Source organism: Spartinivicinus ruber (assembly GCF_011009015.1).
Lineage (GTDB): Bacteria > Pseudomonadota > Gammaproteobacteria > Pseudomonadales > Zooshikellaceae > Spartinivicinus > Spartinivicinus ruber.
Genome location: NZ_CP048878.1, coordinates 4229796 through 4244320, shown reverse-complemented (window position 1 = coordinate 4244320; position 14525 = coordinate 4229796). Strand labels below are relative to the sequence as shown.

Sequence of the window (14525 nt, the reverse complement as noted above, 5' to 3'; positions counted from 1 at the left end):
TGTATGGAGTAGTAGGGTGTTCTGTAGCTAAGGCATGGATGCCTTTTTAACTCTTGATCGGCCAAGGATGGCACTTCAAGAGTGGCGGAAGAATATTCGACTACACCGTACTTAACATATTTTATTGTAAGAAGATAAAACAGCCTTGTGGTATATCCCTGTTTAAAGGGGTAAGTAAAAAAGAGATAACCTCATGCTAAAAAAACAAACAATTATTGGTGGGTTAACGGCTTTAGCCCTGGCAACGCAGATGGCTGTTGCAGCCGTGTCGCCAAAAGAAGCGGAGCGGTTAAAAAAAGATTTAACCCCCATTGGTGCTGAAAAGGCCGGTAATAAAGCAGGGACCATTCCTGCCTGGACGGGTGGTTTACAAAAAAGTGATATCCCAAAAAGTTACACTCAACGGGGTCAACATTACCCCAATCCATTTCCAGGTGAAAAGCCACAATTTGTGATTACTTCCAGTAACTTGAGTAAATATCAGGCTAATTTAACCCCTGGGCAAATTGCGTTATTTAAGGCTTATCCTAAGACCTTTAAAATTCCAGTATATAAAACCCGGCGGTCAGGTTCGTTACCTCAGTTTGTGTATGATAATACGATTAAACATGCTACCACCGCTAAGCTGAATAATGGTGGCAATGGTTTTACTGGGGCATACGCTGGTTTTCCATTCCCACTTCCAAAAGACGGTTTAGAAGCACTATGGAACCATATTGTGCGTTATCGTGGCGAATATGGTGTGCGTAAAGCGGCAGGTGTGCCGGTGCATCGTAACGGTAATTACACGCCTGTTATTACCCAACAAGAGGCGTTTTTTAAGTATTATGACCCTAATGGCAGTGAATCGACTTTAGATAATATTATTATCTACTACCTGTCGTTTACTACCAGCCCAGCTCGGCTAGCTGGTGGGGCAGTGTTAGTACATGAAACATTAGACCAGGTAAAACAGCCCCGTCAGGCTTGGGGTTATAATGCGGGTCAGCGTCGAGTGCGTCGTGCGCCTAATTTAGCTTATGATACGCCGATTTCTTCTGCTGATGGGTTAATCGTGGCGGATGATACCGATATGTATAACGGCGCACCAGATCGGTATAACTGGAAATTAGTGGGTAAAAAAGAAATTTATATCCCCTACAATAACTATGAGTTGATAAGCCCCAAACTTAAAAACGAAGACATCTTAAAAGTTGGCCATGTTAATCCAGACCATACCCGTTATGAACTACACCGGGTGTGGATAGTGGAAGGTAATTTGAAACCAGGCGAACGCCATATTTATTCAAAGCGGGTGTTGTATTTGGATGAAGACAGCTGGGGTGCAGCCGTTGTTGATCAATACGATGGCCGTGGTGAGTTATGGCGAGTAAGCATGGCTTATTTATTAAATAACTATGATTTGCCAACCACTTGGACTGGCTTAGATGTGTTCCACGACTTACAAGCACGCCGTTATTATGTACAAGGCTTGGCAAATGAAGAAAGCACCTATGTGGATTTTTCAAAAGCCATACCTGATGACAAATACTTTAAGCCAGCAGCATTGAGACGAAGAGGGCGCCGGTAAGACATTACCCTACATAACGGGATAACATAGCAACCTCACTTAGAATGTTTCTTCTACAGGTAAGCGGGTTAAGCCATAATCCGCTTATCTTTCTTTTGACTTTACCTCTTTTCGCTCCTTATTCTGTTTTTGATAGCTAAGCCTTGTTTTTTCGGTATGATGGCTTGTTAGTTGGGTATTTTTGTGAGCTAAATATAAAAATGACTGCCAAGTCAGTAATAATTACACCTTCTGTGGTCAAAATTAGATAAAACAACAGTTTGAATTACGAGTAACTAACTTGAACAAAAAAACACTGTAATCCAGTGAGAAACAACGATAACGATAAGGGAGTAGGCGCATGCGATTTGCCGCTCGGCAACGACGATTCGCTCGAGTTAACCAGTGGCCAGCTCTCAATGCACTGCTTAAAGCTGGCCTGTTGATTTTGCTGCTAACCAATACTTTTAAATTATACGCTGATAATAAAATAACCGATCCACCGGCTGTTGCTAGTGACAAGGCAAGCCAAGGGTTGTTGTTGGATATCACGGCGTTGCCCAGTAGTCAGCGATTAGTGGCTGTGGGTGAGCGTGGCCATATTGTTTATTCCGATGATCAAGGCAAAAACTGGCAACAGGCGAAGGTGCCAACCAGTCAGTTAATTACGGCACTACATTTTGTTGATCAACAGCAGGGTTGGGCGGTAGGCCATGATTCAATTATTTTAGCTACCAATGATGGCGGCGCTACCTGGCAACGCCAGTATGATAATTTAGCCGTGGAAGCACCTTTGTTGGATGTATGGTTTATAAATACCCAGGAAGGTTTTGTGGTGGGTGCTTATGGACAAATTTTGCGTACGACAGATGGTGGTAATAACTGGCAGGACTGGTCCCATACAATCGAGAATGAAGAAGAGTTTCACTATAACAGCATTACTGCGATTGATAATGATCGGCTGATGATTGTGGGGGAAGCAGGTTTATTGTATCGCTCCGTCAATCGGGGCAAAAATTGGGAGTTATTAGAAAGCCCTTATGAAGGTTCATTATTTGGTGCTGTTGCTTCTGGTATACCAGATGGGGCATTAATTTTTGGGTTGCGCGGCCATGTTTTTCGTACTAATGATTTTGGCGATACTTGGCAACAAGTAAAGGTGAATACCGAGCAAGGTTTATATGGTGGACAGTTGTTGGCTAGTCAGCAAATTACCATTGTGGGTAATGCCGGTGTGGTATTAGTCAGTAAAGATGCCGGGGTGAATTTTCAGGTAATGCAGCGAGCTGATCGTAAGGCCCTAAGTAATGTGGCCAGTTTGGCAAACCAAAATTTAGTATTAGTGGGTGAGGGTGGTGTTAAATTAGCTTCTCCCTTTGGCAAACCGTTAGTAAATAAAATAACTGAATAAATAAGGGGGAGGACATGGCTAAATTTCATCATCCAAGTGAAACCGAACCCTTTTTAGAGCGTATCTGTTTTAACCACCGGCCATTATTATTGCTGGTGTTTGCATTTTGTACGTTAGTGCTAGGGTATCAGTTAACCAAGTTAAAGCCAGAAACCAGTTTTATGAAGATGATTCCTGTGGAACATCCTTTTATTCAAAACTGGTTAAAGCATCAAGATGAGTTGGAAAACTTAGGCAACTCGATTCGTATTGCGGTGGTGGCTAAAGAAGGGGATATTTTTTCGGCTGATTACATGGAAACCCTTAAGCAAATGACCGATGAGGTGTTTTATTTGCGAGGGGTTGATCGAGCAGGGTTAAAATCCCTTTGGACGGCCAATGTACGTTGGATGGAGGTGACTGAAGATGGCTTTGTGGGTGGGCCAGTGATTCCTAAGGGATATGATGGTACGCCGACAGTATTAGAGGAATTACGCAATAATATTTTACGCTCTGGGCAAATAGGCCGTTTAGTGTCCAATGACTTTAAATCGTCCATTATTTATGTACCATTATTTGAAAAAGACCCAGAAACAGGCGAAGCATTAGATTATCAGGCACTTTCTCAAACCATTGAAGAAAAAGTCCGCACTAAATTTGCAGATCAAGGCATTGAAATAAAAATCATTGGCTTTGCCAAAAAAGTAGGGGATTTAATTGAGGGTATAGACTCTATTGCTTACTTTTTTGCCATTGCTATTGGCATTACCTTACTGTTGTTGTTTATCTACTCACGTTGCAGTTTCAGTACCATTATCCCAGTTATCTGCTCTATTGTGGCAGTTATCTGGCAGTTAGGGTTATTAGCCACCTTAGATTATGGGTTAGATCCTTATTCCGTATTAGTGCCCTTTTTAGTATTTGCCATTGGGGTAAGCCATGGGGTGCAAATTATCAATGCGATAGGGTTGGAGGCAGCTGCTGGGGCTGATTATTGCACGGCTGCACGGCGAGCATTTCGGTCGCTGTATATCCCAGGTATGCTTGCATTAATCAGTGATGCTATTGGCTTTTTAACCCTGTATGTTATTGATATCGCGGTTATTCGTGATTTAGCCGTTGCGGCTTGTATTGGGGTGGCAGTAATTATTCTTACTAATTTACTGTTACTGCCAGTGATCATGTCGTATTTAGGGGTAGGTAATACTTTTCGTGACCGGGTAAAAGCAGGCAGTGCTACTCGCTCGAAAGTGTGGGATCGTTTATCAAACTTTGCTCATCCCGTAGTAGCCCCTATTTCTATTGTTATTGCTATCGCAGGGTTTGGCTGGGGGTGGTACCAAAGCCAGGATTTAAAAATAGGTGATTTAGACCCGGGTGCACCAGAGTTACACCCTGACTCTCGTTATAATCTAGATAATGCCTATATTACCCAAAACTATTCCACTAGTGCTGATGTGTTAGTCACTATGGTAGAAACAGAAAAGGAAACCTGTTCAACCTATCCAGTGATGTCAGCTATTGATCGTTATATGTGGGCGATGGAAAATGTCAAAGGGGTACAAACGGCAGTGTCTTTGGTCACCGTGTCCAAATTGTATATTAAAGGCACTAATGAAGGGAGTTTAAAATGGCAAGGTTTATCCCGTAACCAGTATGTATTAAATAGCTCGATTCGTAGTGCCAGTAGTTTATATAACCCAGACTGTAGTATGGCGCCTGTCTTATTGTTTTTAAATGACCATAAAGCAGAAACCCTAGAGCGGGTGGTAAAAGCGACCCAGGCATTTGCCGCCCAAAATAATACTGATCAAATTAAGTTTTTATTAGCCTCTGGTAATGCGGGAATCGAAGCAGCAACTAATGAGGTTATTGAAGAAGCACAATACGAAATGCTGGTGTTTGTGTATGGCGTTGTCAGTATTTTATGCTTAATTACTTTCCGCTCACTACGGGCAGTATGTTGTATTATTATCCCGCTAGCACTTACTTCTCTACTGTGCCAGGCACTCATGGCTATATTGGGGATAGGGGTTAAGGTAGCTACTTTACCTGTTATTGCTTTGGGGGTTGGTATTGGCGTCGATTATGGTATTTATATTTATAGTCGTTTAGAAAGCTTCTTACGACAGGAGATGGATTTGCAAGAAGCTTATTACAACACATTGCGTACAACAGGTAAGGCCGTGAGCTTTACAGGCGTTACCCTGGCAATTGGCGTTGGCACTTGGATATGGTCTCCGATTAAATTCCAGGCAGATATGGGGATATTACTAACCTTTATGTTCTTGTGGAATATGATTGGTGCACTATGGTTGTTGCCTGCTTTAGCCCGTTTCTTTGTGAGGCCTGAGCGAATGGTCGCCAGTCCTGTTAAACTTGAGGTAGCTAAAACTGCAGACGTTGCTAAAGCGGATGAACCTAGCCAGCCAATGGAAAAGTCGTTGGAGTCAATAGATAAGTCTATATCTAGCAGCTTAACTTAACATACGCCTTGTGAACTAAAAAACCCGCCATTTGGCGGGTTTTTTAGTTTAGGTGAAAAATCTGATGCTAAGCATTCAAAGATTAAATCTATTTTTTTGAAAAATAAGACAAAATAGTAAAGTGTTAAAAATAAATTAGACTAATGGTTTTAGTGGTTTCAATTGTTAATTGAAAAATTGGTAAATGAATTTACATAGAGGGATTATTCGATGAGTCGATCAACACTGAATATAACGGATACGATTGAAAACTACATTTGGCAAGTAGGGGTGAGGGAGACGACGGTTATGCAGCAATGTCGTGAAGAAACTGCAGCCATGCCAAACGCAAATATGCAAATTGCACCTGAACAGGGGCAGTTTTTAGCACTGTTAGCACAACTGACAGGTGCAAAACGTATTATAGAAGTGGGTACATTCACTGGTTACAGTGCGCTATGGATGGCATCAGTGTTGCCAGAAGACGGTGAGTTGATTGCTTGTGATATCAGTGATGAATATACGGCAAAAGCTGAACATTATTGGCAACAAGCAGAGATATCGAGCAAAATCAGCTTAAAAATTCAACCAGCGACAGAGTCCCTTGCTGAATTATTAACTGTTGGCCAATCAGGTCAGTTTGATATGTTGTTTATTGATGCTGATAAAACCGGGTATCAGGATTATTACGAGCAAGGATTGCAGTTACTCCGCCAGGGGGGGTTAATGGCATTTGATAATACTTTGTGGAGTGGTTCAGTGGCAGAGCCCAGTGAAGATCCAGATACAGTTGCCTTGCAGCAATTTAATCGCCATGTGCATGGTGACCAGCGGGTGGATATGGGGTTGCTTCCAATAGGGGATGGTTTAACGTTGGTTAGGAAAAAATAGTGTTGTTTGCCCCTAGAGGGGTCCGCAAAACTACTGCGCTCATGACCTTTTGCGAGACCCTCTAGGGGAAGAAGGATAGGGTTAGTGCTAGCTGGGGAAGATTTATGCCTTTTCCAGCACCAACTCAAAAGTAACAGGTACTGCAAAGCTGATACTGTTTAACCCTGCCAGCTCTTTTAGTTTGTCAATACCAGGTGTTAATCCATATTTAGAGGCATTGAGTAGAATTGGCTGTAATGTGCTGACAACAATTTTTTTATCTTTTAATTTTGCCACAGCTAGTGTTGCATCAATAGGGTGAGTTTGACCATGCATGTTTAGATTTAGCTTTACGGTTTCGGTACTGGTTGCACCAGGAACAAGTTTGAGTGCTTTATTGATATCAATTTTGCCAGTGATGACGGCATTAGGGTATTTGCTGGTTTCAAATAAATATTGACGCATGCGTTCATTACGAATATCAATATTGGTTTGTACGGAGTCTAACTTAACCATAACATTGATTTGTCCTGCTGCATCAACACCGCCTTGAACATTGCTGAAAAAGTGGGATTCAGCGATATGTTCTTTTTTTATTGAAACAAAACTTAAGCGGGATAACTCATTATTGAGTTTCCAATCGGCCATTGCGATGGTGGCATTTGAGGCTAATACTAATGGTAGAAACAGGTGACGTAGTTTTTTCATGATAAGCAGTCTCGGCAGTTAAAGGACAAAAACTATAAATAGATCAAAAACAATTAGCTCTGGCAAGTTATAGTTTATTGAATAGTGTTAACAGGCCCTAGATAGTGTGTCTTCATTCCCTCAAACCAAAGACCATTAAGGTTTGAAGGAATAGATAAAGGAAGCAGGTTCTAGCAGTCTTTCCACCAGCATGCAACTTGCTGGCTAAATTCGGTTAAAGCGGATAATATTGCAGTTGGGGGGAAATGCCGATAAGTGGTTTCAATGCTGTAAATTGTTCAGTGGCTTCACAATCTTTCGCTGTTTTAGCGTATTTGAACGGATTATTTTTACACGTTCCACCTGGCAAGATGACCCTAATGTTACGAATATAATTACCATTTTTATTTGGGTCTGTTTCATAAATTGTTAATAATATACCACCATTAGTTGGCTTAACATCTAATACGTCTCGACCAGGTCGTGATAACGCTTGATTTTTTACTGCATTAAAATTGTATTCAATTCTGCCTTCTCCTTCATATAAAACAATACCTAATTATCACTATACCTAAGCCATTAACTGCTGTATATTTGAACAGCATGGAAACTTAATTGAGAAGGTATAAATAATGGCTATCAACAAAGTTCAATTTCAAAAAGGCCTGAGTTTAAACGAGTTTCTCAAACAATATGGTACAGAAGAACAATGCTTTAATACCTTATACAAATTGCGATGGCCAGAAGGTTTTCAGTGCCCCAATTGTGGATACGACAAATGCTGTCAACTCACTACTAGAAAGCTTCAGCAGTGCTATAAATGTCACCAGCAAACATCTGTAACTGCAGGTACTATCTTTGAATCAACCAAATTACCATTAAAGACTTGGTTCCAAGGGATGTATTTGATCTCCCAAGACAAAAAAGGTATATCAGCCATAGAATTACATCGCCATTTAGGTATTTCCTATCAAGCTGCCTGGAGAATGAAACATAAGCTCATGAAAGTGATGCAAGAAAGAGAAGGCACCAAGCAATTGTCGGGTTTTATTGAAATTGATGATGCCTATCTTGGTGGTGAGCGTACAGGTTGCAAAAGAGGTAGGGGAGCAGATGGGAAAATACCTTTTGTAGCAGCCGTAGAAACAACAAAACAAGGTCAACCGACACGAATTAAACTGAGCATTTTAAAAGGGTTTAATAAAGAAGAGATAACGGCTTGGAGTAGGCAGAATTTGGCCAAGGGCAGTACCGTAATCTCCGATGGACTGGCCTGTTTTAATGGTGTCATAGAAGCAGGTTGTCTTCATGATAAAATTGTATGCGGTGGTGGTCGTGCATCAGTAGAGGAACCTGAATTTTATTGGGTTAACACCATCCTTGGAAACTTAAAAAGTGCTTTACGTAGTACTTATCATGCTATTCGCGCTAAATATGCACAACGTTATCTTGCTGAATTTCAGTATCGATTTAATCGAAGATTTAGCTTAGTAGAATTTATTCCTAGGCTAGCATTTGTAGCACTGAGAACACCTCCACTACCAGGTAAGCTACTAAATATAGCTTAGGTATGATGATAATTAGGAAACAATATATTGTCCTTCTGGGTAATGACCTTTTGCTCCTTGAAACATTAGTTTTGAAATATAACGCTAATAAATATTGTCATCATTTTCATCAGGCAGAGACTTTACCCAGCCATTTTCATCTACATTTAACACGGCTTGTTCTTGGGTATTCCAGGGTGAAGCAGGAGAGGGTGGCTTACATGCAGCGTCACCCCAGCCTCGACATTGAGTCAACCACTCATCATTTGCCAATTTGAATGCATCTACAGAAAACCATTCTGTAGACCAATAACTTAATTCAGCAATGTTAATGCCTAAAGATCCTTTCGTTTGATAGGCCTCAGTGTTATAAACAAGTATGCTAAACAATAAGGGAGACAGAGCCCGTAGCCTGATTAACGAAGCCAAGAATGAAACTAACATAATGATGTCCTTATCATTAGTTGAGCCCTGGTGGGGCAGATTATTTGGTAATGGGTATTAGATATATGGTGGTTTAAATGGAAAGCACTTTCTCAGTATAAAAAAACAGCAGGTGGGATTAAACAGAAAGGAAATAGCATGATAAGATTATTTAATAACAGAAAATGAACTCTAATTTTTTATAGCAGCATCAATGTATTTATGGCTAAATAAAGTTGCCTATAATAAATGGAACTTACACAATGATTGCACTGATTGGGATTGTTATTTTAGCATGGGTTATTTATCGATTAACCCGAGATACCAGCCAGCCTCATAATTATTATTTTCAACGACTTAACCAAACCTTACAGCAAGTGGGGCCTGCCCGACCATTGCAACTCGTTGATATGGACCGTTTGGCGGGTAACGCTGCGGTGGTTAAACGGCATTACCCTTATCCAAAACAATTGCGCTTTGTGGTTAAATCATTACCCTGTGTTCCTCTATTAAAATGGTTACTTGAAACATTTAGAAATGATAAATTAATGGTTTTCGACTGGCATTTTCTGCCGAAATTACTACCCCAATTTCCAGGAGTCGATTTTTTATTCGGAAAACCCATGCCTGTTCAGGCATTACGCCAAGCTATTGAGCAAATCCAAGACTGCTCTCCAAATTCGTTGACACAAGTGCAGTGGTTAGTCGATTCGCCGCAGCGACTGATGCAGTATTTATCCGTAGCAGAAGAAAAGTCTGTGACATTACGAATTAGTATTGAAATTGATGTGGGGATGCATCGTGGTGGGGTGAGTGACCTGGCCAGTTATCGGCAAGTGCTGTCTACCATTCAACAGTATTCAGCTTATTTACAGTTAAGTGGCTTGATGGGTTATGATGCCCATGTGGCTAAAGTACCTCACTTGTGGCCTATGTCTGCCGAGGGGGTAATGGCTAAAGCTCACCAAAAAATGCTAACGCAATACCGTCAATATGTGCATGTATTACAAGTAGAGTATGCCTCGTTATTTCATTCGGCATTGTGTTTTAACAGTGGTGGCAGCCCTACCTACTGTTTGCACGGTGGTAATCAGGTGGTTAACGATGTGAGTTTAGGCTCTTGTTTGCTGCAACCCACCGATTTTGATTTACCCCATTTAGCGGCCCATCAGCCAGCCTGGTTTATAGCAACGCCTGTTTTAAAAAAAATGGCTGGACTACAGATCCCATTTGTAGAGTTGTTGTCTAATTTTATTGCTCGTTATTTACCCCGTTGGCAGCATACTTATTTTATTTATGGTGGTTATTGGCGAGCAGAGCCCTTTTCACCACAAGGTTTGTATTTTAATCCGTTATATGGGCGTAGTTCCAACCAGGAAATTTTAACGGGCTCTGCTAAAACGGCACTGGAAATTGATGACTATATCTTTTTTCGACCAAGCCAAAGTGAAGCAGTAATGTTAGAATTTCCTGAAGTTTATGTGGTACGTGATGGGAGAGTGGTCGAACAGTGGGCAATGCTAAAATAGGTATCCTATAGTGAGTAATGGTCAAGAAATAAGTCAACAATGGGATTTACCTGCTCCGTTTATTTTAGATGTGATTGTAGATGAAACGGTCATTGACCACTATGGGCATGTTAATAATGCGGAATATGTACGTTGGTTGCAGGATGCCAGTTGGGCGCACTCGAATAGTATTGGTTTATCAATTGACCAATATAGGGAATTAAACCGCGCAATGGTCGTGCATCGCCATGAGATTGATTATGTAGCATCTGCTTTTCATCAGGATCAATTGCAAATTGCAACCTGGATAGTTGCATTGGATTGTAAACTGAGTTTAATCCGGCAGTTTCAGATTATTAGACCACAAGACCAATGTTGTATTTTGCGGGCTAAAACCAAATTTGTTTGTGTGGAGCTCTCATCAGGCAAACCACGTCGAATGCCTGAAGTATTTATTGAAGGGTATAGCCAGTTGTTGATTAAATAAACAGTTGTAGGGATTTATGTGGGTAAAAAACACTATTTGATTATTTTATCGTTGCTTTTAATGACAGTAACTGCCGTTTATTTGGGATGGCGCTGGTATCGCAGTCAGCAACCTGGCTCATCATTATGGGTGTCGAGTGTTGTACAAAATCAGCACTATACGTTTGGGAATTTTACTTTAGCTTGGAGTGATAAAAATAGCCAGTGGCAGCTAGTCTATAATCAAAAACAAGCAGCATTAAATAATCAGTTACTCTGGCAATCATTACCTCAACAAGCTTTTCTTCAGGCAACTATTAACCACAATAATCAAGTAATTGAATGCCCGCAGCAGAGTATTCAACAGCTTTACAGTCGGGCCACTTTATTCCAGTTTGCTGGGCAATTAGCTTGTGGCGATCAATTAATTCCTTACCAAGTGGAGTGGTTACCAATTACATCGGATGTGCTTAAATTAAAGCTGGTAGTGTTACATGAACAGGTGAAAGAGATTCGTTGGTGGTTAGGTAGTGAACAGCCTCATTACCAGCTTTCAAGTCAAAAAGTTATTCCTTGGCAACTCCAGGCTAATATGAAAGCGAGTTGTCGGCTGCCCAATCAATTAAAAGAAAAGTGTCTACCAGATCGTATAGGCGGTTTTCATTGGCCATCGGGATTGACCATGTGGCGGCTACACCCAACTAACAATGCATCCTTAGTAGCTATGACAGGGTCAGACCAAGGAAGCCAGGATAAAAATGGCTGGTGGCTGCTGCAACCGGGCAATGAATTAGAGCTATTGTTACTTAAACAACCATCAGCAGCAGCAAGTCTTCAGTTATTACAACAACTAGCTCTTCATCCTGCTTTGCAGCCTTGAGTGAATTGGCTAAGCTTAAAGTGTTTTGTTAATGTGAGCTTGCTTTGAATGCTGTTATGGGTGAAAGAGTAACTCAGTATCACTTTGATCCTGATGACTATGAGAAATTTTCCCAACGTTTACATCAAAGCCTGGCCATTTTTCAACAGTTGATTAAACGGCCTGGCTTTGGTGAGGGGCCTGTATTATTAGGTGCGGAATTAGAGCTTTATATCACTGACAAGCAATGCAATGCACTGCCTATCAATCAAAAGTTAGTGGAAGAGTTTAATGACAAAAAACTAACTCATGAATTAAATCGCTATAACCTGGAATATAATTTATCACCTGTTAGTCTTAAACCCACGCCCTTTAAAAGCATAACGGAAGAGCTTAATAGAATTATCACTAGTTTACAGCAATTAGCAGATAAGCATGGCGGGCGCATATTCCCCATAGGTATTTTACCCACGTTAACTGAAGATGATATTGATCCTGCAATGATGACGGATATTCCACGGTATCATGCTTTAACCAAAGGGGTAAAAGCGTTGGGGAATGGTCATTTTATGATTAATATTGATGGTAAAACTCCATTACAATTTTGTACCGATGAAGTCACCATGGAAGGGGCAAATACGTCTTTTCAACTGCATTATCAAGTTAAACCTGCACGTTTTGCGGATCTTTTTAATGCAGTTCAATTAGCAACACCTGTAGTGTTAGCCTTGGCTGCAAATTCACCCACTATCTTCGGTCATGAGTTATGGCATGAATCAAGAATTGCATTGTTTAAGCTCACTGCTGAAACCCACCAGCCTCACTCATACTGGCATCAACCCGCTCGGGCTAATTTTGGTCATGGCTGGGTGCGACATGGAGGAGAAGAGTTAATGGCAGAAGCTATTAGTTTACATCCTCCATTATTACCCATTTGTACTGATACAGACTATCAGCAACAAATGGCTGATGGTTTAACCCCTAGTTTAGATGAATTACGTTTGCATTTAGGGTCAGTTTGGTCGTGGAACCGACCTGTTTATGACCCTACTAATGGTGGCCATCTGCGAATTGAAATGCGTTCGCTACCAGCAGGCCCCAGTGTAATTGATATGATGGCGAATGCAGCGTTACTGATAGGTTTGTCTGAAGGCTTGGCTGAACAAATGAATTATTTATTGCCTGCAATACCCTTTAGCTATGTAAAAGGAAATTTTTATGAAGCTGCAAAACGAGGGCTGAATGCAAAGTTAATCTGGCCCAGTGTTACCAGCCATCAACTGGCGGAGCAGCCAGTGACAAAACTGGTAGATATTTTGCTGCCCATTGCGAGTAGAGGTTTAGCTAAACTAGGTATTAGTAGTGATGAAATAGATAAATATATGCAGGTGATTAAAGATAGGACTATCGCAAAGCAAAATGGCGCCATTTGGCAACAAACTATGCTTAATAAACTAAAATATCATTACCCGCTTCAAGAAGCATTGCACCAGTTAACTGAAAAGTATTTTCAAAACTTCATGTCTGGGCAGCCTGTTGCACAGTGGGCAAGAGAGTAGTGTAATGACTAAGGCAGTATTAAAAACTTGGTATGACCCAAAACCCGATGAAATAGCTGATCGGCATGGGGCCTTTTTACAACAGCTTGGTCAGCCCACTTGCTTGTTTATTCCAGGCAAAGATACTTCTAAGATAAGGGCTATTACGACTTTATTACATGGTAATGAACCATCGGGGTTAATCGCGGTTCACCAGTGGTTAAAAAGCCATTACGAATTACCAGAAGCCAATATTTTAATTATTATTGCCTCAGTTAAAACAGCATTAACAGAGCCTTTATATACATACCGACATTTACCTGATGAGCGAGACTTAAATCGCTGTTTTAATCCTCCTTATGAGGATAAGCAAGGGCAAGTTGCAGAAGCTATTTTAAATTGTTTGGCAGAATATCAGCCAGAAGCTTTATTGGATATTCACAATACCTCAGGGGATGGACCTGATTTTGCCGTAACTATCAATGACTCTAAACCTCATCAGTGGTTAAGCTCATTATTTACCGGGTTAATGATAAAAACTGACCTTCGTTTGGGAGCCATAATGGAGGTGGTAGATAATTTGTACCCAACAGTGACTATTGAGTGTGGTGGTGCCAAAACTGGTCAATCACATCGCACCGCTTTTCAAGGGTTACAACGGTATCTGCATACTCCTGAGTTATTTGCAGCTAATACCTTTAATCAAATACAGGTTTTGTATAATCCTGTACGTTTGGAGTTGGATGATAATATTAATTTAGATTTTTGTGATCAACCAGTATCAGGAAAGGATTTAACACTGCGTAAGGATATTGAGCGATTTAATTTTGGTGTAGTGGACGATTCTGTACATTTAGGTTGGTTAAACAATGGTGGTGACCGGTTATTAAAAATGAGTGATTTAACCGGCAACGATATTTTTCATGATTATTTTGATATAAAAGACAACACTATTTACCCTTCATTTCCAATTCAACTGTTTATGATTACCACAAACCCTGTAATAGCGGTTGATGACTGCTTATTTTATGCGGTGAAGGCGAGACATTAATTTATACGCGTCGAGTTTTTTGTAGTTGATATACTGAAATTAGTATAGTTTGTCAAAAAAGGTAGTTCTTTTTTAATCTGTCGGGCTTGGATAAGATAGCCATTATTCTCGTTAACTTCATCACAATGTTTGACTAAGGTTTCAGCTTTCTTATAATGTGCTGCCTATTTTTA

Annotated in this window: 12 protein-coding genes; 10 read left to right on the top strand and 2 right to left on the bottom strand. The window is 40.7% G+C overall.

What is annotated here, in order from left to right; genetic code table 11:
* Window positions 1-193: 193 nt before the first annotated feature.
* The 4 genes from G4Y78_RS19140 (at window position 194) to G4Y78_RS19125 (ending at window position 6295) form a co-directional block, all read left to right on the top strand.
* Window positions 194-1570 (top strand): DUF1329 domain-containing protein, encoded by a 1377-nt coding sequence (locus G4Y78_RS19140; protein ID WP_163834546.1) that lies wholly within the window; start codon window positions 194-196, stop codon window positions 1568-1570.
* 340 nt (window positions 1571-1910) lie between these two features.
* Window positions 1911-2960, top strand: a complete 1050-nt coding sequence (locus G4Y78_RS19135; protein ID WP_163834545.1) for a WD40/YVTN/BNR-like repeat-containing protein — start codon at window positions 1911-1913, stop codon at window positions 2958-2960.
* A gap of 14 nt (window positions 2961-2974) precedes the next feature.
* The gene (locus G4Y78_RS19130; protein WP_163834544.1) at window positions 2975-5425 is read left to right on the top strand and encodes an efflux RND transporter permease subunit; all 2451 of its coding nucleotides are present in this window, start codon (window positions 2975-2977) and stop codon (window positions 5423-5425) included.
* 210 nt (window positions 5426-5635) lie between these two features.
* Window positions 5636-6295 (top strand): O-methyltransferase, encoded by a 660-nt coding sequence (locus G4Y78_RS19125; protein WP_163834543.1) that lies wholly within the window; start codon window positions 5636-5638, stop codon window positions 6293-6295.
* A gap of 102 nt (window positions 6296-6397) precedes the next feature.
* On the opposite strand, the gene G4Y78_RS19120 is transcribed toward G4Y78_RS19125, so the two are convergent.
* On the bottom strand, window positions 6398-6982 hold the full coding sequence (locus G4Y78_RS19120; protein ID WP_163834542.1) for a YceI family protein: 585 nt from the start codon (window positions 6980-6982) through the stop codon (window positions 6398-6400).
* A gap of 611 nt (window positions 6983-7593) precedes the next feature.
* Here G4Y78_RS19120 and G4Y78_RS19110 point away from each other — a divergent pair.
* Window positions 7594-8529 (top strand): IS1595 family transposase, encoded by a 936-nt coding sequence (locus tag G4Y78_RS19110; RefSeq protein WP_163830705.1) that lies wholly within the window; start codon window positions 7594-7596, stop codon window positions 8527-8529.
* An 84-nt stretch (window positions 8530-8613) separates the two neighbouring features.
* On the opposite strand, the gene G4Y78_RS19105 is transcribed toward G4Y78_RS19110, so the two are convergent.
* Window positions 8614-8952 (bottom strand): hypothetical protein, encoded by a 339-nt coding sequence (locus G4Y78_RS19105; RefSeq protein WP_163834541.1) that lies wholly within the window; start codon window positions 8950-8952, stop codon window positions 8614-8616.
* Window positions 8953-9194: 242 nt separating this feature from the next.
* Here G4Y78_RS19105 and G4Y78_RS19100 point away from each other — a divergent pair, with 242 nt between their 5' ends.
* Genes G4Y78_RS19100 through G4Y78_RS19080 form a run of 5 tightly spaced genes read left to right on the top strand, consistent with a single transcriptional unit; the run spans window position 9195 to window position 14352 of the window.
* Entirely contained in the window at window positions 9195-10460 is a 1266-nt protein-coding gene (locus tag G4Y78_RS19100; protein ID WP_163834540.1) for an alanine racemase, read from the top strand.
* 10 nt (window positions 10461-10470) lie between these two features.
* Window positions 10471-10926, top strand: coding sequence for an acyl-CoA thioesterase (locus tag G4Y78_RS19095; protein WP_230425621.1), 456 nt, complete (start codon window positions 10471-10473; stop codon window positions 10924-10926).
* Between the two features lie 18 nt (window positions 10927-10944).
* A complete protein-coding gene (locus G4Y78_RS19090; protein WP_163834539.1) occupies window positions 10945-11784 on the top strand; it encodes a hypothetical protein in 840 nt (279 codons plus the stop codon).
* Between the two features lie 56 nt (window positions 11785-11840).
* Window positions 11841-13322, top strand: coding sequence for a glutamate--cysteine ligase family protein (locus G4Y78_RS19085; protein ID WP_163834538.1), 1482 nt, complete (start codon window positions 11841-11843; stop codon window positions 13320-13322).
* A gap of 4 nt (window positions 13323-13326) precedes the next feature.
* Window positions 13327-14352, top strand: coding sequence for a M14 family metallopeptidase (locus tag G4Y78_RS19080; RefSeq protein WP_163834537.1), 1026 nt, complete (start codon window positions 13327-13329; stop codon window positions 14350-14352).
* The last annotated feature ends 173 nt before the right edge of the window (window positions 14353-14525 follow it).

Coding starts and splice junctions, on each gene's coding strand:
- G4Y78_RS19080 (WP_163834537.1), top strand. CDS start 13,327: ATGACTAAGGCAGTATTAAAAACTTGGTATGACCCAAAACCCGATGAA.
- G4Y78_RS19120 (WP_163834542.1), bottom strand. CDS start 6,982: ATGAAAAAACTACGTCACCTGTTTCTACCATTAGTATTAGCCTCAAAT.
- G4Y78_RS19110 (WP_163830705.1), top strand. CDS start 7,594: ATGGCTATCAACAAAGTTCAATTTCAAAAAGGCCTGAGTTTAAACGAG.
- G4Y78_RS19140 (WP_163834546.1), top strand. CDS start 194: ATGCTAAAAAAACAAACAATTATTGGTGGGTTAACGGCTTTAGCCCTG.
- G4Y78_RS19105 (WP_163834541.1), bottom strand. CDS start 8,952: ATGTTAGTTTCATTCTTGGCTTCGTTAATCAGGCTACGGGCTCTGTCT.
- G4Y78_RS19125 (WP_163834543.1), top strand. CDS start 5,636: ATGAGTCGATCAACACTGAATATAACGGATACGATTGAAAACTACATT.
- G4Y78_RS19100 (WP_163834540.1), top strand. CDS start 9,195: ATGATTGCACTGATTGGGATTGTTATTTTAGCATGGGTTATTTATCGA.
- G4Y78_RS19130 (WP_163834544.1), top strand. CDS start 2,975: ATGGCTAAATTTCATCATCCAAGTGAAACCGAACCCTTTTTAGAGCGT.
- G4Y78_RS19135 (WP_163834545.1), top strand. CDS start 1,911: ATGCGATTTGCCGCTCGGCAACGACGATTCGCTCGAGTTAACCAGTGG.
- G4Y78_RS19085 (WP_163834538.1), top strand. CDS start 11,841: ATGGGTGAAAGAGTAACTCAGTATCACTTTGATCCTGATGACTATGAG.